The sequence below is a fragment of the Pseudomonas sp. SCB32 genome (genome assembly GCF_009189165.1).
Taxonomy (GTDB): Bacteria; Pseudomonadota; Gammaproteobacteria; order Pseudomonadales; family Pseudomonadaceae; genus Pseudomonas.
Genome location: NZ_CP045118.1, coordinates 4743376 through 4763060, shown reverse-complemented (window position 1 = coordinate 4763060; position 19685 = coordinate 4743376). Strand labels below are relative to the sequence as shown.

Below are 19685 nucleotides of genomic sequence, written 5' to 3'. Positions count from 1 at the left end.
CGTGAGGAGACTACGAATGCAGAAGAAGACATTCGATTTCTACAACCTGGCCTGGCGCTGGCACTTCTACGCCGGGCTGTTCGTTGCCCCCTTCATGATCCTGCTGTCGATCACCGGGATCATCTACCTGTTCAAGCCGCAGCTCGATCCGCTGATGTACCGCGACCTGCTGCAGGTGCAGCCGGGCGAGGTGCGGTTGTCCGCCGATGAGCAACTGATGCACCTGCATCGCCAGAACCCGCAGCTGCAGGTCAGCCAGTACCTGCCGGCGCCTGCCGCCGACCGCAGCGCCCAGTTCGTTGCCCAGCTTGATGGGCGCGAAGTGAGCGCCTTCGTCAATCCCTACAGCGGCAAGCTGCTCGGCCTGCAGGACGCCAAGTCCAACCTGCAGGCGATGGCCCGCGCGCTGCACGGCGAATTGATGATCGGCACGATCGGTGACCGGCTGATCGAGCTGGCCGCCGGCTGGGGCGTCGTGCTGGTGGTGTCCGGCCTGTACCTGTGGTGGCCGCGCAAGCGTTCGCTGCGCGTGCTGCTCTGGCCGGACCTGACGCGCCGTGGCCGTGCGCTGTGGCGCGACCTGCACATGGTGGTCGGCTTCTGGGGTTCGCTGCTGATGCTGTTCATGCTGCTCACCGGCATGACCTGGACCGGCTTCTGGGGCAAGTCCTTCGCCGACGTGTGGAACCGCTTCCCGGTGGCCATGTGGAACGAGGTGCCCAAGTCGGACCTGGAGGCGCGCACGCTCAACGAGGCGCACCGCCAGACCATCCCCTGGGCGATGGAAAACACCCCGATGCCGATGTCCGGTGGCGCCCACGCCGAGCACATGGCCCACGGCTCCGGCGGCATGGCGATGCCGCAGATCAGCCTGCAGCAGGTGGTCGATACCGCCGACCGGGCCGGCGTGACGCCGGGCTACGCCATAGCGCTGCCCAAAGGCACGGAAGGCGTGTTCACCGTCTCGGTGTTCGCCGACGACTCGCGCAACGACGCCACGCTGCACATCGACCAGTACACCGGCAAGGTCCTCGCCGACGTACGCTGGAAGGACTACGGGCTGGTGGCCAAGGGCGTCGAATCCGGCGTGATGCTGCATGAAGGCAAGATGTTCGGGGTGTTCAACCAGCTGCTCATGCTCGCTGTCTGCCTGATGATCCTGCTCAGTGCCGTCAGTGGCCTGTGGATCTGGTGGAAGCGACGCCCGCAGGGGCGTCTCGGCGTACCGCCGATGCCCCACGCGCTGCCGGTGTGGAAGGGCGGAGTGGCGGTCATGCTCATCCTCGGCGTCGCCTTCCCGCTGGTGGGCGTGTCGCTGGTGCTGGTGTGGGCGCTGGACTGGGCCGTGCTGTCGCGCATCAAGCCGCGCATCCCGGCGCTGGGTTGAAGAAGTGTTGAGGGTGGAACACGTTTTCACCCTGACGCCTGCCGCGAGGCGGGCTATGCTGCGGCGCGATCACGTCGTCCGCGGCCCGATGTTTTTCCGCCGTGATGGCGGACCTGATCACAAGCCAAATGGAGTCTTGAACATGCGTAAAACCCTGCTCGCTTTCGCTGTCCTGCTGGGCTTCTCCGGCGCCGCCATGGCCCACGAATACGAGGCTGGCAACCTGCACATCGACCATCCCTGGTCGCTGCTGCTGCCGGCCAACTCGGTGAATGGCGCGGCCTACTTCATCGTGGAAAACCACGGCAAGGACGCCGACCGCCTGCTCGGCGCCGATACCGAGCGCGCCGCCAGCGCGGAAATCCACCAGCACGTGGAGAAGGACGGCATGATGAAGATGCAGAAGGTCGAGGCCGTAGACATCCCCGCCGGCGGCAAGATCGTCTTCGCGCCCGGCCAATACCACCTGATGCTGTTCGGCCTGAAGAAACCGCTGGCCGATGGCGAGCGCTTCCCGCTGACCCTGCACTTCCAGAAGGCCGGCGACGTGAAGGTCGAGGTTGCTGTGCAGAAAGAAGCACCGAAAGGCACCGACATGGGCCACGACATGCACGGCATGAAGATGGACTGACCGCCTGGCCGGCTGCGCGCCGCCGCTGCCGCCTGGTGGGAAAATGGGGCCGGATCCCAGGTGATCCGGCCAACGACCACCACCGGTGGCCGGGAGGTGCGGTATGCGTAGCGTACAGGGTGCCATCCTGCTGGCGGCTATTTCACTGCTGAGCGCCTGCAGCCAGTCCAGTCTGCTCGACGACCAGCTGCCGCTGGACGAGCATTTGGCCAAGCTGGGCTTGCGCCAGGGCGATGCGGTGAAGTCGATCCCGGTGTGGGATACCGCTGGCTGGCAATACCTCGACAAGGGCCACATCGTCCTTGGTCAATCGCCGGGGCGGCGTTACCTGGTGGCCTTTTCCGCGCCGTGTAACAACCTGGCGTTCAGCAATCGGCTGAATATCAGCAATACGGTGGGCTCGGTCACGACGCTCGACCGCATCATCTCGGTCAATTCCGCGGGCATCGCCGAGCCCTGCCTGATCGGCCAGCTCTACGAACTGGAGCGGGTGCCGAAGAAACCGCAGCACGAGGGCGGCTATTGATCCGTCAGGGTTTGAACGCGCCGATGAAGATCGCCGGATCGACTCGGGCATCGTTCAGGCTGACGTTCCAGTGCATGTGCGGCCCGGTGGCGCGGCCGGTGGCGCCGACGCGACCGACCACGCCGCCGCGCGGGACCTGATCGCCGACTTTCACGTCGATCTTCGACATGTGGCAGAACATGCTGATGAAGCCCTGGCCGTGGTCGACGAACACGGTGTTGCCGTTGAAGAAGTAGTTGCCGATCAGGATCACCTTGCCGGCGGCTGGAGACTTGATCGGGGTGCCGGCGGGCACGGCGAAGTCCAGGCCGGAGTGCGGGTTGCGCTCCTCGCCATTGAAGAAGCGGCGCAGGCCGAAGGGGCTGGAGAGCGGGCCGTTGACCGGTTTGTCCAGCAGCAGGTTGCTCGGCGTGCCGGCGCTGAAGCTGCGGTAGGCGGCGGTCTGCTCGGCCAGTTCGCGATTGATGCGCTTGAGGTCCTCGGGCAGCGGGTTCACCTGGCGGGTGTTCTTCAGGGTGATGTGCTGCTCTTTATAGTGCTTGCTGTCGACGTCGAAGCCGAGGTTGCGGCTGGCGCCGGCCTGCTTCACGACGATCTGCTGGCTGCCGGCCCTGGCGGTCAGCGGGATACCGACGATGGCGATCCAGTCGCGGCCTTCCTCGCGCACCACCAATACCTGTTTGCCCTGGTAGGTGGCGGTGGGTACTGCGGCATCCTGGCCCAGTTGCACCACGGCAACGCCACCGGGCACCGGCTTGTTCAGGGTGCGGCTGATGAAGCCTTCGGCGTGGGCGGGCAGGACGAGGAGGGTGGCGAACAGCAGGCAGAATGCGCGGATCATGCAGGCTTTCCGTGAGGCGACAGCGGATGAAGCGGGCAGTCTACACGGGCCGATGGCGGGATCGGCGCGATTTCGTCGAAAGCACGATGGGGTGGCATGCGCGCGATTTGTAGGAGCGCCAATCGCTAGCGGCGCAGCCCTTCGAGCTGCTGGCGCCAGAGCTGCTCCAGCGGCAGCACCTGCGCCGGGCCATAGATCGCGTGGGGCTTGCCCAGATGCGCCGCCCACAGCTGGTCGCCATAGTCGTAATGCCACCACTCGCTGGAGAGGTTGCTGAACCCCGCCGCGGCCATGGCATTGAACAGCATCCGGCGGTTGTCGCGGATTTGCCGCTGGGACTCGTCCGGCTCAGCGATCTCTTCGTAGTGACGGGTGTAGGAGCGCGGTGTCGCCTCGTCGAACAGGCTGCCCATGTCCAGCCAGCGACCGTCTCGGTCGCACAGGGTCAGGTCGATGGCGCCACCGGTGAGGTGCGGACTGGGCGACTCGGCACGTGTGCTGGGCGGGGCGACGAACTCGCGGGTGCGCCGGGTCAGCTCGGCGGGATCGGTATCCGGTTCGTGCTGGCGAAGGATTTCGTAGAGCGTGTCGTACAGATGCTGCTGCACCGCGAAGGGCCGCCAGGCATCGAGGATCACCAGGCGGATTCCATTCGGCAGCAGGCTCGCGGCCTGCAGCAGGCGCTCGAAAACCTCGTTGCGGGCGTAGCATTCGGGCTGCGCATTGGGCACGCCCAGGCGGTGATAAGCCGGCCACACCGCGAAGCCGGTGGCGATGCCCAGTGCCTGCAGCGGCTGGCCACATTCTATGATGGGCATGCGGAAGGCTTCGGCCCAGTCTGGTTCGGGCTGAGGCAGGATCGGTGCGAGCAGGTCAGTCATCGCGAGTCAGTCCAGCAGGGAAAGGGTGACCGGTGCCTGGTGGTTGTCCTCCACCCGCACCTCCAGTTCGCCTTCGGCCAACCGGGCTTTCAGGCGCTGTCCGTTCTTCGTCTGCGCGGCACTGCGGATCGCCTGGCCCTTGTCGTCCAGCAGGATGCTGTAGCCGCGCCCCAGGGTCGCCAGCGGGCTGACGATGTGCAGCGTCTGCATCAGGTTGTCCAGGCGCTGGCGCTGTTCGCGCAGGATCGCCTGGGTAGCGCGGGGCAGGCGACCGCTGAGATTCTCCAGACGCTGCCGCAGCAGGGCCAGGTTGCGGCCGGGGTGCTGCGCGGCGAGGCGGGTGTCCAGGCGCGCGACGCGTTCCTGGCGGATCTGCAACTGGCGCTCGAAAGCACGGCGCAGGCGCATGTCCAGGTCGTCCAGGCGCTGGGCCTGCTGGCGCAGGCGTTCGCCGGGGTGGCGCAGGCGTCGGGCGGTTCCCTCCAGGCGCAGGCGCTCGCGGGTCAGGCGGTCCTGGATGCGCAGGATCAGCCGGCGGCGCAGGCTGTCCAGGCGTTGCTGCAAGTCGCCACTGTGGGGCGCCAGCAGTTCGGCGGCGGCCGAGGGCGTAGGGGCGCGCACGTCGGCGACGAAATCGCTGATGGAGACGTCGGTCTCGTGGCCCACGGCGCTGACGATGGGCGTCACGCAAGCGGCGATGGCGCGGGCCACCGCCTCCTCGTTGAAGCACCAGAGGTCTTCCAGCGAACCGCCGCCACGGGCCAGGATCAGTGCGTCGAAGCCCTGGGCATCGGCCAGCGTCAGCGCGCGGACGATCTGTGCGATAGCCTCACGGCCCTGCACGGCGGTGGGTACCAGGGTCAGTTCGACCTGTGGTGCGCGGCGGCGGAACACGCTGATGATGTCGCGGATCACCGCGCCGGTGGGCGAGCTGATGATGCCGATGCGTCGCGGATGCGCCGGCAGCTCGCGCTTGCGCTCGGTGGCGAACAGGCCCTCGGCGGCGAGTTTTTCCTTTAGCGCCTCAAAGGCCAGGCGCAGGGCGCCGTCGCCGGCCGGTTCGACGGTATCGGCAATCAGTTGATAGTCGCCGCGTCCTTCGAACAGCGAGACCTTGCCGCGCACGCGCACGGCGAGGCCGTCGCGCAGGGCCTGGCGCACGCGCAGGGCGTTCTGCCGGAACAGCGCGCAGCGCACCTGGGCGTTGCTGTCCTTCAGGGTGAAGTACATGTGGCCGGACGCGGGGCGGGCGAGGTTGGAAATCTCGCCCTCGACCCACACTTGCGGGAACACGTCCTCCAGCAGGTGGCGGGCGCGCTGGTTGAGCTGGCTGACGGTCAGAACCTCGCGGTCGAGGCCCAGCCGTTGGAAGGGATCATTCTGCATGGCGAAGGATGATAAGCGGGCCGGTGGACAGGGGCCAGCGCGCAGGGTTGAGAAAGCTTTATTCAGATCGTCTGGTTACGTTGAGCCGCGCCCCTGAGCTGGGATATAATGCCGCGCTTCCATTTTTCCCGATCGGGAGCCCCCGCCATGCTGCGCATCAGCCAAGAAGCCCTCACTTTCGACGACGTCCTCCTGATTCCCGGTTATTCGGAAGTCCTACCCAAGGACGTGAGCCTGAAAACCCGACTGACCCGTGGCATCGAGCTGAACATTCCGCTGGTATCCGCCGCGATGGATACCGTGACCGAGTCCCGCCTGGCCATCGCCATGGCGCAGGAAGGCGGTATCGGCATCATCCACAAGAACATGGGTATCGAGCAGCAGGCCGCCGAAGTTCGCAAGGTCAAGAAGCACGAGACCGCGATCGTCCGCGACCCGATCACCGTAACCCCGTCGACCAAGATCATCGAGCTGCTGCAGATCGCTCGTGAATACGGCTTCTCCGGCTTCCCTGTGGTGGAAGAGGGCGAGCTGGTCGGTATCGTCACCGGTCGCGACCTGCGCGTGAAGCCGAACGTCGGCGACAGCGTTTCCGCGATCATGACTCCGAAGGACAAGCTGGTCACCGCCCGCGAAGGCACCGCCCTGGAAGAGATCAAGGCCGCTCTCTACGAGAACCGCATCGAGAAGATGCTGGTCGTCGACGAGAAGTTCCGCCTGACCGGTCTGGTGACCTTCCGTGACATCGAGAAGGCCAAGACCTACCCGCTGGCCTCCAAGGATGACGAAGGCCGCCTGCGCGTCGGCGCAGCCGTCGGCACCGGCGCCGACACCGGCGAGCGCGTTGCCGCACTGGTCGCCGCTGGCGTTGACGTCGTGGTCGTCGACACCGCGCACGGTCACTCCAAGGGCGTGATCGACCGCGTTCGCTGGGTGAAGGAAACCTTCCCGCACGTACAGGTCATCGGCGGCAACATCGCCACCGGCGAAGCCGCCAAGGCGCTGGCTGACGCTGGCGCTGATGCCGTGAAAGTCGGCATCGGGCCGGGCTCCATCTGCACCACCCGTATCGTCGCTGGCGTGGGCGTGCCGCAGATCTCCGCCATCGCCAACGTTGCCGCTGCCCTGGAAGGCACCGGCGTTCCGCTGATCGCCGACGGTGGCATCCGCTTCTCCGGTGACCTGGCCAAGGCCATGGTGGCTGGCGCCTACTGCGTGATGATGGGTTCGATGTTCGCCGGTACCGAAGAGGCTCCGGGCGAGATCGAGCTGTTCCAGGGCCGCTCCTACAAGTCCTACCGTGGCATGGGCTCGCTGGGCGCCATGGCCGGCTCCACCGGTTCCTCCGACCGCTACTTCCAGGACGCCTCCGCCGGCGCCGAGAAGCTGGTACCGGAAGGCATCGAAGGCCGCGTGCCTTATAAGGGCCAGCTGACCGCCATCGTCCACCAGCTGATGGGTGGCCTGCGCGCCGCCATGGGCTACACCGGCAGCGCCGATATCCAGGAGATGCGCAGCAAGCCGCAGTTCGTCCGCATCACCGGCGCCGGCATGGCCGAGTCCCATGTGCATGACGTACAGATCACCAAGGAAGCGCCGAATTACCGCGTAGGTTAAAAAAATGGCTTTGACGCTGCTGCGCTTGGACAAGCTGCGTTGGGAAAACAGTCGAAATGCTCATTTGCTTCAGCAAACTCCGCTTTCTCCTGTTTTCCCGCCTTGCCAGTCCTGCGCTCGCGACGCGGCAAAGCCATTTTTAAAAGTTGCAGGACACGGGGCTGGTTGATACAGCCCCGTGTCGTTTAAGAATTTCGCTACGAGAGATGACCATGTCCCAAGACATTCACGCTCACCGGATCCTGATCCTCGACTTCGGCTCCCAGTACACCCAGCTGATCGCCCGCCGCGTTCGCGAGATCGGCGTGTACTGCGAGATCCATCCGTTCGACATGAGCGACGAGGACGTTCGCGCCTTCGCCCCGCGCGGCATCATCCTGGCCGGCGGCCCGGAGTCGGTGCACGAAGCCAACAGCCCGCGCGCACCGAAGGCCGTGTTCGACCTGAAGGTGCCGCTGTTCGGCATCTGCTACGGCATGCAGACCATGGCCGAGCAGATGGGCGGCAAGGTGCTGGGTTCGGAGCTGCGCGAGTTCGGCTACGCCCGCGTCGACGTGGTCGGCAAGGCCCGCCTGCTCGACGGCATCGAAGACCACGTCGATGAAGACGGCGTGCTGGGCCTCGACGTGTGGATGAGCCACGGCGACAAGGTCACCGAGATCCCCGACGGTTTCCACATCCTCGCCAGCACCCCGAGCTGCCCGATCGCCGCCATGGCCGATGACGCCCGTGGTTACTACGGCGTACAGTTCCACCCGGAAGTGACCCACACCAAGCAGGGCGGTCGCATCCTCTCCCGCTTCGTGCTGGACATCTGCGGCTGCGAAGCCCTGTGGACCCCGTCCAACATCGTCAACGACGCCATCGCCACCGTGCGTGCCCAGGTGGGTTCGTCCAAGGTGCTGCTGGGCCTGTCCGGCGGTGTCGACTCATCGGTGGTCGCGGCTCTGCTGCACAAGGCCATCGGCGACCAACTGACCTGCGTCTTCGTCGACAACGGCCTGCTGCGCCTGCACGAAGGTGACCAGGTGATGGCCATGTTCGCCGAGAACATGGGTGTGAAGGTCATCCGCGCCAACGCCGAAGAGCTGTTCCTCGGTCGCCTGACCGGCGTCTCCGACCCGGAGCAGAAGCGCAAGATCATCGGCGGCAGCTTTATCGAAGTCTTCGATCAGGAAGCCACCAAGCTGCAGGACGTGAAGTTCCTCGCCCAGGGCACCATCTACCCCGACGTGATCGAGTCGGCCGGCGCCAAGACTGGCAAGGCCCACGTGATCAAGTCGCACCACAACGTCGGCGGCCTGCCGGAAGACATGCAGTTCGAACTCGTCGAGCCGCTGCGCGAGCTGTTCAAGGACGAAGTCCGCAAGATCGGCCTGGAGCTGGGCCTGCCCTACGACATGGTCTACCGCCACCCGTTCCCGGGCCCGGGCCTGGGCGTGCGCATCCTCGGCGAGGTGAAGAAGGAGTACGCCGACCTGCTGCGTCGCGCCGACCACATCTTCATCGAAGAGCTGCGCAACTTCGACTGGTACCACAAGACCAGCCAGGCCTTCGTGGTCTTCCAGCCGGTGAAATCCGTCGGTGTGGTCGGCGATGGCCGTCGCTACGCCTGGGTCGTCGCCCTGCGCGCGGTGGAAACCATCGACTTCATGACCGCTCGCTGGGCGCACCTGCCGTACGAGCTGCTGGAGAAGGTCTCGAACCGTATCATCAACGAGATCGAAGGCATCTCCCGCGTCACCTACGACGTGTCGAGCAAGCCGCCGGCCACCATCGAGTGGGAATGATCGATTCCGCGCGGGCCTGAGCCCGCGCGGTCCGACCTGACAAGGGGTAGCCACGGCTGCCCCTTGTCGTTTCCGGAGAGCGTCATTGCGTTCCCGGTGAATGCGGTCCTGACACTGATTGTCATTTGCAGTATCATCCGCGTCCTTGCCGCCGCGACTGAGAACTGCGTGTCCCGTGACCTGCCAGTGCCTCCAGCGCGGCGCCCGCGATCGATCCGGCGCACGGCGGGCTGCGCCATTACAGGTTCAACTGCGTTGCCAGGCTGACCGCCAGAGTCGGCTTCCCCTCGATCGCCTGATGGGGCCGCATTGACTTCGATTCCAGGAGCAGGACCCCATGTCGTTCACCCGTAGACAAGTACTCGGCGGCCTCGCCGGCCTGGCCGTGCTCGGCCTGGGCGCCGGTGGTGCGCGCATCTGGTTGGCGCGTCCGCAGGTTGCTGCCGAACACGATTACGAACTGATCGCCGCTCCGCTCGATCTGGAGCTGGTACCCGGCCACAAGACGCCCGGCCTGGGGTTTGGCGGCCAGGCTCCCGGTGTCGAGATTCGTGCGCGCCAGGGTGATTGGCTGCGCGTGCGCTTCACCAATAAGCTGGACGAGCCGACCACCATCCACTGGCATGGCATCCGCCTGCCCATCGAGATGGACGGCGTGCCCTACATATCGCAGCCTCCGGTGCAGCCGGGCGAGAGCTTCATCTACCAGTTCAAGACGCCGGACGCCGGCAGCTACTGGTATCACCCGCATCTGATGAGCAGCGAGCAGCTGGGCCGTGGCCTGGTCGGGCCGCTGATCATCGACGAGCGCGAACCGACCGAATTCACCAGCGAGAAGATCCTCTGCCTGAAGACCTGGCACGTGGACGAGGAGGGCAATTTCACGCCCTTCAGCGTTCCCCGTGAGGCGGCGCGCGAAGGCACCCGCGGGCGCCTGTCGACCATCAATGGCGAGAGCAATCCGGTGATCGAGCTGCCGGCCGGCGAGATCGGCCGGGTGCGCCTGCTCAACGTCGACAGCACCGTGACCTACCGGCTCAACCTGCCGGACGCCGAGGCGAAGATCTACGCCATCGACGGCCACCCGGTGGCGCCGCGCGATTTCGGCAAGGGGCCGAAGGACCAGTACTGGATCGGCCCGGGCATGCGCCTGGAGCTCGGTATTCGTGGCCCGGCGGAAGGCACCGAGCTTTCGCTGCGCAATGGCCCGGTGCGCCTGGCGACCATTCGTGGCGTGGCCAATCCCAAGGCGCCCACCGCCAAGTGGCCGGCGGCGCTGCCGCACAACCCGGTGGCGGAGCCGGATCTGAAGAACGCCGAGACCATCAACTTCAAGTTCGAGTGGGTCGGCGCCATTTCCGACTACTCCAAGGGGCAGTCCGCGCCTTCGCTGTGGCAGATCAACGGCGTGGCCTGGCAGGGCGGCGAGGAGCACAAGCACAACGCGCCGCCGCTGGCCAAGCTCAAGGAAGGCAAGAGCTACATCTTCGTGCTGCGCAACATGACCCAGTACCAGCATCCGGTCCACCTGCACGGCATGACCTTCAAGGTGCTGGACTCCGATCGTCGGGAGATCATTCCGTATTTCACCGACACCTACCTGCTGGGCAAGAATGAGACGGCACGCGTGGCGCTGGTGGCGGATAACCCCGGCCTGTGGATGTTCCACTGCCACGTGATCGATCACATGGAGACTGGTTTGATGGGAACCATCGCAGTGGGTGAGGCATGGTGCGGCTGACCAACAGCCAGGGGCATCCGACCGTGAAGGGGCTGCGGCCGGTCATCGACCGCAGCCAGGACATCCCCTTCATGCGCGAAGCCATGGCCCTGGCCGAACAGGGCGCGGCCCTGGGCGAGGTGCCGGTGGGCGCCGTGCTGGTGCTGGACGGCCAGGTGATCGGCCGTGGCTTCAATCGGCCGATCACCTCCCATGACCCCAGCGCCCACGCCGAAATGGTCGCCATCCGCGAAGCGGCCGCCGCGACGCAGAACTACCGTCTACCGGGTGCCACCCTGTACGTGACCCTGGAGCCCTGCAGCATGTGCGCCGGGTTGATCGTTCATTCGCGTATCCAGCGCGTGGTGTATGGCGCGACCGAGCCCAAGTCGGGCGTGGCCGTCAGCCGTGGCACCTTCTTCGAGCAGGATTTCCTCAACCACCGGGTGCTGGTGGAGGGGGGCGTGCTGGCCGAGGAGTGCAGCGCGATGCTCTCCGCTTTCTTCAAGGCACGCCGGGCGAACAAGCCTCCGGCGGATTGATCTGTTCGAATAGACAAACAGCTGCCGGTTCATTCGCTCGATCGATTTGATCTGCTGAAAATTAATATATTTCAGTAACTTGCTGTAAAGATTGAGTCGTCTCTTCTGCGCCTAAAGTCGTATCCCGTCTCCCGGAATCCTGTTTTTCGTGTGTTATTTTGCACGGCCGCCCTCGTGGCGGCGCTGACAGGCGCGCAAGTCCAAGAACAAAAGCCAGGACGCCTGCGGCACTCCAACGATTCATGCTGCCCATGAACGACCCGGAGGCGCCCTGTTCCTCGCTGTTCTGCAATGCCGTTGTCCTGGAAGGCCATCAGCACGCCGACGCTGGTCGCCCCGGAGTTCGTCATTACTCTGTAGAGGACTTGTTATGAGCCAATCCGGGAACCCCACGTTCCAGGACCCCACCGCCAGCGAAGCGGTGGCTTCGTCGGGCCTTGAGGTCAAGCGCCTGAGCTTCCTCGAAGCCGTGGCGATGATCGTCGGCACCAATATCGGCGCCGGCGTACTGTCCATGGCCTACGCCAGCCGCAAGGCCGGCTTCATGCCGCTTCTGTTGTGGCTGGCGGTGGCGGGTGTGTTCACCACCATCTCCATGCTCTACGTCTCCGAGACGGCGCTGCGCACCCGTACCCACAACCAGTTGAGCGGTCTCGCGCAGCGCTATGTCGGCTCCTTCGGCGCCTGGGCGATCTTCCTCTCGGTAGCGGTCAACAGCATTGGTGCGCTGATCGCCTACATGAGCGGTAGCGGCAAGATCCTCGCGGCGTTCTTCGGCATCAGTCCGGCGTTGGGGAGTCTGCTGTTCTTCGTCCCGGCCGCCGCCGTGCTCTACATGGGCCTGGGGGCCATCGGCAAGGGCGAGAAGTTCATCAGTATCGGCATGGTCAGCATGATCCTGATCCTGGTGGCCGCGACTCTGCTGAACGAGAACACCGACTTCGTCCGCCTGCTCGATGGCGACTGGATCTACATGGTGCCGGTGTTCAACATCGCGGTGTTCTGCTTCTCCGCCCAGTACATCGTGCCGGAGATGGCGCGCGGCTTCAGCCATGCGCCCAGGCTGCTGCCCAGGGCGGTGATCACCGGGATGCTGACCACCTTCGTTCTGCTCAGCGTGGTGCCGATGTCGGTGATCGCGCTGACCGGCCTGGAAAGCCAGTCGGAAGTGGCGACCCTGGCCTGGGGCCAGGCGCTGGGGCAGTGGGCGTTCTTCACCGCCAACACCTTCGCCCTGTGCGCCATGCTGACCTCGTACTGGGGCCTGGGTGGCAGCTTCCTGACCAACATCTTCGACAAGTTCCACTCGCTCGGCTCGGAGAGTCAGCCCAGGACCCGCCTGCTGGTGCTGGCGATCGTGGCGCTGCCACCGTTCGTCCTCGCTTACAGCGGCCTGGTGGGCTTCGTCAACGCGCTGTACTTCGCCGGCGCCTTCAGCGGGGTGATCCTGTCGATCATGCCGATCCTGATGCTGCGCTCGGCACGCCGGAACGGTGACTTCGAGCCGGCCTGGAAATGCGGCTGGATCGCCAATCCGGCGATCCAGGTGGTGATCGTGCTGATCTACCTGTCCAGTGCCGTCTACGCGATCTGCAGTGCGCTGAGCCTGCTGCCTTCGGGCTGGTAACCTGCTTCTCCGCTGCATGAAAAAGCCCGGCTGATGCCGGGCTTTTTCATGTCTGGATGCTTGTTCTGACGAGCGCTCAGAGCTTCTCGTCCGACGGGGTGTCCTGCGGTTTGGTCTTGTTCACGCCCGGCAGGTGAAGGCCGCTCTCGGCGAGCTGGCCGCCTTCCATCTGCGGCTGGGTCACCCAGGTAAGAATGTCGTAGTAGCGCCGTATGTTCTGCACGAAGTGCACCGTCTCGCCGCCGCGTGCATAGCCGTAGCGGGTCTTGCGGTACCACTGCTTCTGCGCCAGGCGCGGCAGCATCTTCTTCACATCAAGCCACTTGTTCGGGTTCAGGCCTTCCTGCTCGGCGAGCTTGCGCGCATCGTCCAGGTGGGCGCCGCCGATGTTGTAGGCGGCCAGGGCGAACCAGGTGCGGTCCGGGTCCTGGATGCTCTCGGGCAGCTCGTCCTTGACCTGGATGTAGTACTTGCTGCCGCCCTGGATGCTCTGCTTCGCATCGAGGCGGTTGGCCACGCCCATGGCCTGCGCGGTGCGGTTGGTCAGCATCATCAGGCCGCGCACGCCGGTCTTGGAGGTGGCGTCGGGCTGCCACATGGACTCCTGGTAGCCAATGGCGGCCAGCAGGCGCCAGTCGGCTTCGAGCTTCTGGCCGCTCTGGCGGAAGTGCTGTTCGTACTTGGGCAGGCGCTGCTGCAGGTGCTGGGCGAAAGTGTAGGCCCCAACGTAGCCCAGTACGTCGACATGGCCGTAGTAGCGATCCTTCAGGCGCTGCAGCAGGCCGTCCTGCTTGGCCTTGTCGAGGAAGGCATTGACCTTCTCCAGCAGGCTGTTGTCGTCGCTGGCCGGCAGCGCCCAGGCCAGGCCACGGGAGTCGCCAAGGTCGAAGGCAACGCGGACGTTGGGGAAGTACACCTGGTTCATCGCCAGTTCATTGGAGTCGACCAGCGTGACGTCGATCTCGCCGACGTCGACCATGCGCAGCAGGTCGACCATCTCGTCGGCGTCGGATTCGCGGTAGGTGATCCTGGGGAACTGCTTCTTCAGTTCGGCCAGCTGGGCGGCATGGCTGCTGCCCTTGAGCACGACGATGCGTTTGTCCTCCAGGTCCTCGGGGCGGGTAGGGCGTTGTTCGCCGTTGCGGAAGACGACCTGGGGCGTGACATCGAGGTAGGAGTGCGAGTAACGCACCTGCGAGCTGCGATCGCCACCCGGGGTCAGGCCTGCGGCGGCGAGGTTGGGGCCGCCCTCTCGGCCGAGCTGGCCATAGAGGTCATCCAGGTTGTCGGCGGTTTCGATTTCCAGCTTGACGCCCAGGCTGTCGGCGAAGCGCTTGGCCAGCTCGTATTCGAAGCCGGTGTCGCCGTTGCGATCCTGGAAGTAGGTAGCGGGGCTGTTACGGGTGATCACGCGCAGGACGCCGTCCTTCTGCACACGCTCCAGGGCCGTCGGGACTTTCGCCTCGGTACAGCCGGAAATCAGCAGAAAGATACAGGCCGCCAAGAACCAGGCGGTGCGACGCACGCGGGACACAGTCAGGGCAAGCATCGACGCAGTATACGCAAAGGCCGTGTGGCGCCATATCTCGACAGCTTGACGCTTCTCTGCTAGCTGACGCACCGTTCGTCGGTATTTTGGCGCTCAAGGCCGGGCCAGGCGGGTTGGCTACGGGCCGGTCGAAGCCGTTCGAAGGTGAAAAATCGGTTCGACGGCGGTGGCTGCGAGGATGGCGCTGGAAAGGTGCCGCCGCCCCGCGCTTTACGGTAGAATGCACGGCCTCTGTGGGCCGGCCCGTCCGGCCCCCACACTTCCCCGTCTCCAGAGGCTGTTCCGACAATGCTGATCCTGCGCGGTGCTCCCGCCCTTTCCGCTTTCCGCCACGGCAAACTGCTCGACCTGCTGACCCAGCAGGTGCCCGCCGTCACCGGGCTGTATGCCGAGTTTGCGCACTTCGCCGAGGTCACCGGAGCCCTCAACGCCGAGGAAGAACAGGTACTCGCCCGCCTGCTCAAGTACGGCCCGAGCGTACCGGTCCAGGAGCCCAGCGGCCGCCTGTTCCTGGTGGTGCCGCGCTTCGGCACCATCTCGCCGTGGTCGAGCAAGGCGTCGGACATCGCCCGCAACTGCGGCCTGGCCAAGATCGAGCGGCTTGAGCGCGGCATTGCCTACTACGTCACCGGCGAGCTGAGCGAGGCCGACGCGCAAGCCGTCGCCGCCCGCCTGCACGACCGCATGACCCAGCTGGTCCTGAGCCAGCTGGAAGAAGCTTCCGCCCTGTTCAGCCACGCCCAGCCCAAGCCGCTGACCGTGGTGGACATCCTCGCCGGCGGTCGCGCCGCGCTGGAGAAGGCCAACCTCGAGCTGGGCCTGGCCTTGGCCGAAGACGAGATCGACTACCTGGTGAAGAGCTTCGTCGAGCTGGGCCGCAACCCGCACGACGTCGAGCTGATGATGTTCGCCCAGGCCAACTCCGAACATTGCCGCCACAAGATCTTCAACGCCAGTTGGGACATCGACGGCCAGGCTCAGGACAAGAGCCTGTTCGGCATGATCAAGAACACCTATGAAATGCACCGCGAAGGCGTGCTGTCCGCGTACAAGGACAACGCCGCGGTCATGAAGGGCTACGTCGCCGGCCGCTTCTACCCCAACGCCGAGACCCGCCAGTACGGCGCCAGCGAAGAGCCGGTGCACATCCTGATGAAGGTGGAGACCCACAACCACCCGACCGCCATCGCCCCGTTCCCCGGCGCCTCCACCGGCTCCGGCGGCGAGATCCGCGACGAGGGCGCGACCGGTCGCGGCGCCAAGCCGAAGGCCGGCCTGGTCGGCTTCACCGTCTCCAACCTGAACATCCCCGGTTTCGAGCAGCCCTGGGAGGTGCCCTACGGCAAGCCCGAGCGCATCGTCACCCCGCTGGACATCATGATCGAAGGCCCGCTGGGCGGCGCCGCGTTCAACAACGAATTCGGCCGCCCGAACCTGGCCGGCTACTTCCGTACCTTCGAGCAGGCCATCGTCACCCCGCGCGGCGAGGAAGTTCGTGGCTACCACAAGCCGATCATGATCGCCGGCGGCATGGGCAACATCCGTGAAGACCACGTGCAGAAGGGCGAGATTTCGGTCGGCGCCAAGCTGATCGTGCTCGGCGGCCCGGCCATGCTGATCGGCCTGGGCGGCGGCGCCGCTTCCTCCATGGCCACTGGCGCATCCGCCGCTGACCTGGACTTCGCCTCGGTGCAGCGCGAGAACCCGGAAATGGAACGCCGTTGCCAGGAGGTCATCGACCGCTGCTGGCAGATGGGCGAGAACAACCCGATCAAGTTCATCCACGACGTGGGCGCGGGCGGCATTTCCAACGCCCTGCCGGAACTGATCAACGACGGCGGTCGTGGCGGCCGCTTCGAACTGCGCAACGTGCCCAACGACGAGCCGGGCATGAGCCCGCTGGAAATCTGGTGCAACGAGTCGCAGGAACGCTACGTGATGTCGGTGGACGCCGCCGACTTCGAGACCTTCAAGGCCATCTGTGAGCGCGAGCGCTGCCCGTTCGCGGTGGTCGGTGAAGCCACCGAAGAGAAGCAGCTGACCGTCGCCGACAGCCACTTCGGCAACAAGCCGGTGGACATGCCGCTGGAAGTGCTGCTGGGCAAGCCGCCGCGCATGCACCGTTCGGTCAGTCGCGAAGCCGAGCTGGGCGATGACTTCGCCGCCGCCGGCCTGGACCTGACCGAATCCACCGAGCGCGTGCTGCGTCACCCCGCCGTGGCCAGCAAGAATTTCCTGATCACCATCGGCGACCGCACCATCACCGGTCTTGTGGCTCGCGACCAGATGGTCGGCCCGTGGCAGGTACCGGTGGCCGACTGCGCCGTCACCGCCACCAGCTTCGACGTCTACACCGGTGAAGCCATGGCCATGGGCGAGCGCACTCCGCTGGCCCTGATCGATGCCCCGGCCTCCGGCCGCATGGCGATCGGCGAGACCATCACCAACCTGGCCGCCGCCAGCATCGACAAGATCTCTGAGATCAAGCTCTCCGCCAACTGGATGGCCGCCGCCGGTCACCCGGGCGAGGACGCGCGCCTGTACGACACCGTCAAGGCCGTCGGCATGGAGCTGTGCCCGGCGCTGGGCATCACCATCCCGGTGGGCAAGGACTCCATGTCCATGAAGACCCGCTGGCAGGACGGCGACGCCGAGAAGAGCGTCACCTCGCCGATGTCGCTGATCATCTCCGGCTTCGCCCCGGTCAACGACATCCGCAAGACCCTCACCCCGCAGCTGCGCCTGGACAAGGGCGAGAGCGACCTGATCGCCATCGACCTCGGCCGTGGCAAGAACCGCATGGGCGGCTCCATCCTCGCCCAGGTCAACGGCCAGATCGGCCGCGCCGCTCCGGACGTCGACGATGCCGAGGACCTCAAGGCCTTCTTCGCCGTGATCCAGGGGCTGAACGCCGATGGCCACCTGCTGGCCTACCACGACCGTTCCGACGGCGGCCTGATGGCTACCGTGGTGGAAATGGCGTTCGCCGGCCATTGCGGCCTCGACCTGAACCTCGACGCGCTGGCCGAAAGCCGCGACGATCTGACCGCCGCCCTGTTCAACGAAGAACTGGGTGCGGTCATCCAGGTTCGCTCCGCAGCCACTCCGGAAGTACTGGCACAGTTCAGCGCTGCCGGCCTGGAAGACTGCGTGGCGGTCATCGGACAGCCGGCCACCGGCGGCGACATCGAGCTGGCCTTCAATGGCGAACAGGTGTTCAACGCCCAGCGCCGCGACCTGCAGCGTATCTGGAGCGAAACCAGCTACCGCATCCAGCGCATGCGTGACAACGCCGACTGCGCCGACCAGGAGTTTGACGGTCTGCTGGACGAAGGCAATCCGGGGCTGTCGGTGAAGCTGAGCTTCGACGTCAACGACGACATCGCTGCGCCCTACATCAAGAAGGGTGTGCGTCCGCAGGTGGCGATCCTGCGTGAGCAGGGCGTCAACGGCCAGGTGGAAATGGCCGCGGCCTTCGATCGCGCCGGCTTCGCTGCGATCGATGTGCACATGAGCGACATCCTCTCCGGCCGCGTAAGCCTGGAGCAGTTCAAGGGCCTGGTGGCCTGCGGCGGCTTCTCCTACGGCGACGTACTGGGCGCCGGCGAGGGCTGGGCCAAGTCGATCCTGTTCAACAGCCGTGCCCGCGATGGCTTCCAGGCCTTCTTCGAGCGCAAGGACAGCTTCGCCCTGGGCGTGTGCAACGGTTGCCAGATGATGTCCAACCTGCACGAGCTGATCCCCGGCACCGAGTTCTGGCCGCACTTCGTGCGCAACCGCTCCGAGCAGTTCGAAGCGCGCGTGGCGATGGTCCAGGTCCAGGAGTCGCAGTCGATCTTCCTGCAAGGCATGGCCGGTTCCCGCCTGCCGATCGCCATCGCCCACGGCGAAGGCCATGCGGAGTTCGAGAGCGAGGAAGCGCTGCTGGAGTCCGATCTGTCAGGCACCGTGGCCCTGCGTTTCGTCGACAACATGGGCAAGGTCACCGAAGCCTACCCGGCCAACCCCAACGGTTCGCCGCGTGGCATCACCGGCCTGACCAGCCGCGACGGTCGCGTCACCATCATGATGCCGCACCCGGAGCGTGTGTTCCGCGCCGTGCAGAACTCCTGGCGTCCGGACGAGTGGGAAGAGAACGGCGGCTGGATGCGCATGTTCCGCAACGCCCGCGTCTGGGTGGGTTGAGTCCGGCTCTGCGGTGAAACACAAAAAGGGGAAAGCTTCGGCTTTCCCCTTTTTATTTGGGCGTACATAGGGCGTACAACCGTTCGCAGTTGTACGCCGATTCGCTTCGATCGGCCGTCGCCTCCAAGGTTGAACCCGGAGCGCTCCTGGGCGAAGGTCAAGCGGCGTATAACGTCGAACGTTATGCGCCCTACGTGGGAAGAGGAGAGCGCTTTGGCTGATCAGATGCTTCCCGAAGTCCGCTCGGTCGCTCCGGGGCAGGTCCTGCGCCTGTGTCGCTGCGGGCGCTGCGCGAGCCTGCCGGACGCCGCCGCGGACTGTGCGGGTGTGCTGGTGCTGACGGTGGGGCGCGAGCGTCACCTGCTGCTCTGCCGCTGCGGCAGATCGACTAGTCTGCCTTATTGCGACGGTTCCCACGCGCCCGAGGCGCCTGGTCTGAAAGCGCGCTGGCAGCGCTTCATGGGGCGCTGATCTCGAAGTCGGTCACAGATTTCGTACAAAGTCGCTCACCGGCGAACGCCCGCGGCACCAGACGGTCGAACTTTCCCGACGACTTGCAGGTCATAAGAGGCAATGTGCCACTATTTGTGGCAGCATTTGTCATACGTGGCGCCTTCTGCCACGGCGTTCCCTGTTTCGATCTCCCTGATTCGGAGCATCTGATGTACAAACTGTGTTTCTACGTTCCGGAGAGTCATCTGGAACCGGTCAAGAAGGCGGTATTCGCTGCGGGTGCAGGACGCATCGGCGCCTATGACAGCTGTTGCTGGCAGGCGCTGGGACAGGGGCAATTCCGGCCGTTGCAGGACAGCAACCCGTTCATCGGCCAGGCGGGCATCGTCGAGCAGGTGTCCGAGTGGAAGGTCGAGATGGTGGTGGCCGACGAGCTGATCCACGACTCGGTCAAGGCCTTGAAGGCCGCGCATCCGTACGAGACGCCGGCTTTCGAGGTGTGGCGGCTGTCGGACATGGTGTTCTGAGAGCCTATCCACGATCAGCTGCG

At 65.4% G+C, this 19685-nt stretch carries 15 protein-coding genes; 11 read left to right on the top strand and 4 right to left on the bottom strand.

Annotated elements, in window-relative coordinates; translation table 11 throughout:
- The first annotated feature begins 16 nt into the window (after positions 1-16).
- The 3 genes from GA645_RS21690 (at position 17) to GA645_RS21680 (ending at position 2544) form a co-directional block, all read left to right on the top strand.
- Entirely contained in the window at positions 17-1387 is a 1371-nt protein-coding gene (locus GA645_RS21690) for a PepSY domain-containing protein (protein WP_152225312.1), read from the top strand.
- Between the two features lie 142 nt (positions 1388-1529).
- Positions 1530-2018, top strand: a complete 489-nt coding sequence (locus tag GA645_RS21685) for a copper chaperone PCu(A)C (RefSeq protein ID WP_152225310.1) — start codon at positions 1530-1532, stop codon at positions 2016-2018.
- Positions 2019-2121: 103 nt separating this feature from the next.
- Complete coding sequence (locus tag GA645_RS21680; protein WP_152225308.1) at positions 2122-2544, top strand: DUF6491 family protein; 423 nt, start codon at positions 2122-2124, stop codon at positions 2542-2544.
- A gap of 4 nt (positions 2545-2548) precedes the next feature.
- Here the strand turns inward: GA645_RS21680 and GA645_RS21675 are convergent, their stop codons facing one another.
- The 3 genes from GA645_RS21675 to xseA all read right to left on the bottom strand — a co-directional run bounded on the left by GA645_RS21675 (position 2549) and on the right by xseA (position 5652).
- Positions 2549-3385 carry a M23 family metallopeptidase gene (locus GA645_RS21675; RefSeq protein WP_152225306.1) on the bottom strand — a complete coding sequence of 279 codons (837 nt, stop codon included), beginning with the start codon at positions 3383-3385 and terminating at the stop codon, positions 2549-2551.
- 125 nt (positions 3386-3510) lie between these two features.
- Positions 3511-4266: a M15 family metallopeptidase gene (locus tag GA645_RS21670; RefSeq protein ID WP_152225304.1), complete on the bottom strand. Its 756-nt coding sequence runs from the start codon at positions 4264-4266 to the stop codon at positions 3511-3513.
- 6 nt (positions 4267-4272) lie between these two features.
- Positions 4273-5652, bottom strand: coding sequence for an exodeoxyribonuclease VII large subunit (xseA, locus tag GA645_RS21665; RefSeq protein WP_152225302.1), 1380 nt, complete (start codon positions 5650-5652; stop codon positions 4273-4275).
- 147 nt (positions 5653-5799) lie between these two features.
- Here xseA and guaB point away from each other — a divergent pair, with 147 nt between their 5' ends.
- The 5 genes from guaB (at position 5800) to GA645_RS21640 (ending at position 12948) form a co-directional block, all read left to right on the top strand.
- A complete protein-coding gene (gene guaB / locus GA645_RS21660) occupies positions 5800-7269 on the top strand; it encodes an IMP dehydrogenase (protein WP_152225300.1) in 1470 nt (489 codons plus the stop codon).
- Between the two features lie 212 nt (positions 7270-7481).
- On the top strand, positions 7482-9059 hold the full coding sequence (gene guaA / locus GA645_RS21655) for a glutamine-hydrolyzing GMP synthase (RefSeq protein ID WP_152225298.1): 1578 nt from the start codon (positions 7482-7484) through the stop codon (positions 9057-9059).
- A gap of 337 nt (positions 9060-9396) precedes the next feature.
- Positions 9397-10800 (top strand): multicopper oxidase family protein, encoded by a 1404-nt coding sequence (locus GA645_RS21650; RefSeq protein ID WP_152225296.1) that lies wholly within the window; start codon positions 9397-9399, stop codon positions 10798-10800.
- Complete coding sequence (gene tadA, locus GA645_RS21645; protein ID WP_152225294.1) at positions 10788-11321, top strand: tRNA adenosine(34) deaminase TadA; 534 nt, start codon at positions 10788-10790, stop codon at positions 11319-11321. The genes GA645_RS21650 and tadA overlap by 13 nt, the downstream gene beginning before the upstream one ends.
- 370 nt (positions 11322-11691) lie before the next feature.
- A complete protein-coding gene (locus GA645_RS21640; RefSeq protein ID WP_152225293.1) occupies positions 11692-12948 on the top strand; it encodes an amino acid permease in 1257 nt (418 codons plus the stop codon).
- Positions 12949-13024: 76 nt separating this feature from the next.
- On the opposite strand, the gene mltF is transcribed toward GA645_RS21640, so the two are convergent.
- Positions 13025-14497, bottom strand: coding sequence for a membrane-bound lytic murein transglycosylase MltF (mltF, locus tag GA645_RS21635; protein ID WP_152225291.1), 1473 nt, complete (start codon positions 14495-14497; stop codon positions 13025-13027).
- A gap of 288 nt (positions 14498-14785) precedes the next feature.
- Here mltF and purL point away from each other — a divergent pair, with 288 nt between their 5' ends.
- From purL to GA645_RS21620, 3 genes are all read left to right on the top strand, one after another.
- Positions 14786-18682 (top strand): phosphoribosylformylglycinamidine synthase, encoded by a 3897-nt coding sequence (gene purL, locus GA645_RS21630; protein WP_152225289.1) that lies wholly within the window; start codon positions 14786-14788, stop codon positions 18680-18682.
- Between the two features lie 213 nt (positions 18683-18895).
- Positions 18896-19153, top strand: a complete 258-nt coding sequence (locus GA645_RS21625) for a CDGSH iron-sulfur domain-containing protein (protein WP_256675986.1) — start codon at positions 18896-18898, stop codon at positions 19151-19153.
- Between the two features lie 191 nt (positions 19154-19344).
- Positions 19345-19662, top strand: a complete 318-nt coding sequence (locus GA645_RS21620) for a YqfO family protein (protein ID WP_152225287.1) — start codon at positions 19345-19347, stop codon at positions 19660-19662.
- Positions 19663-19685 lie beyond the last annotated feature (23 nt).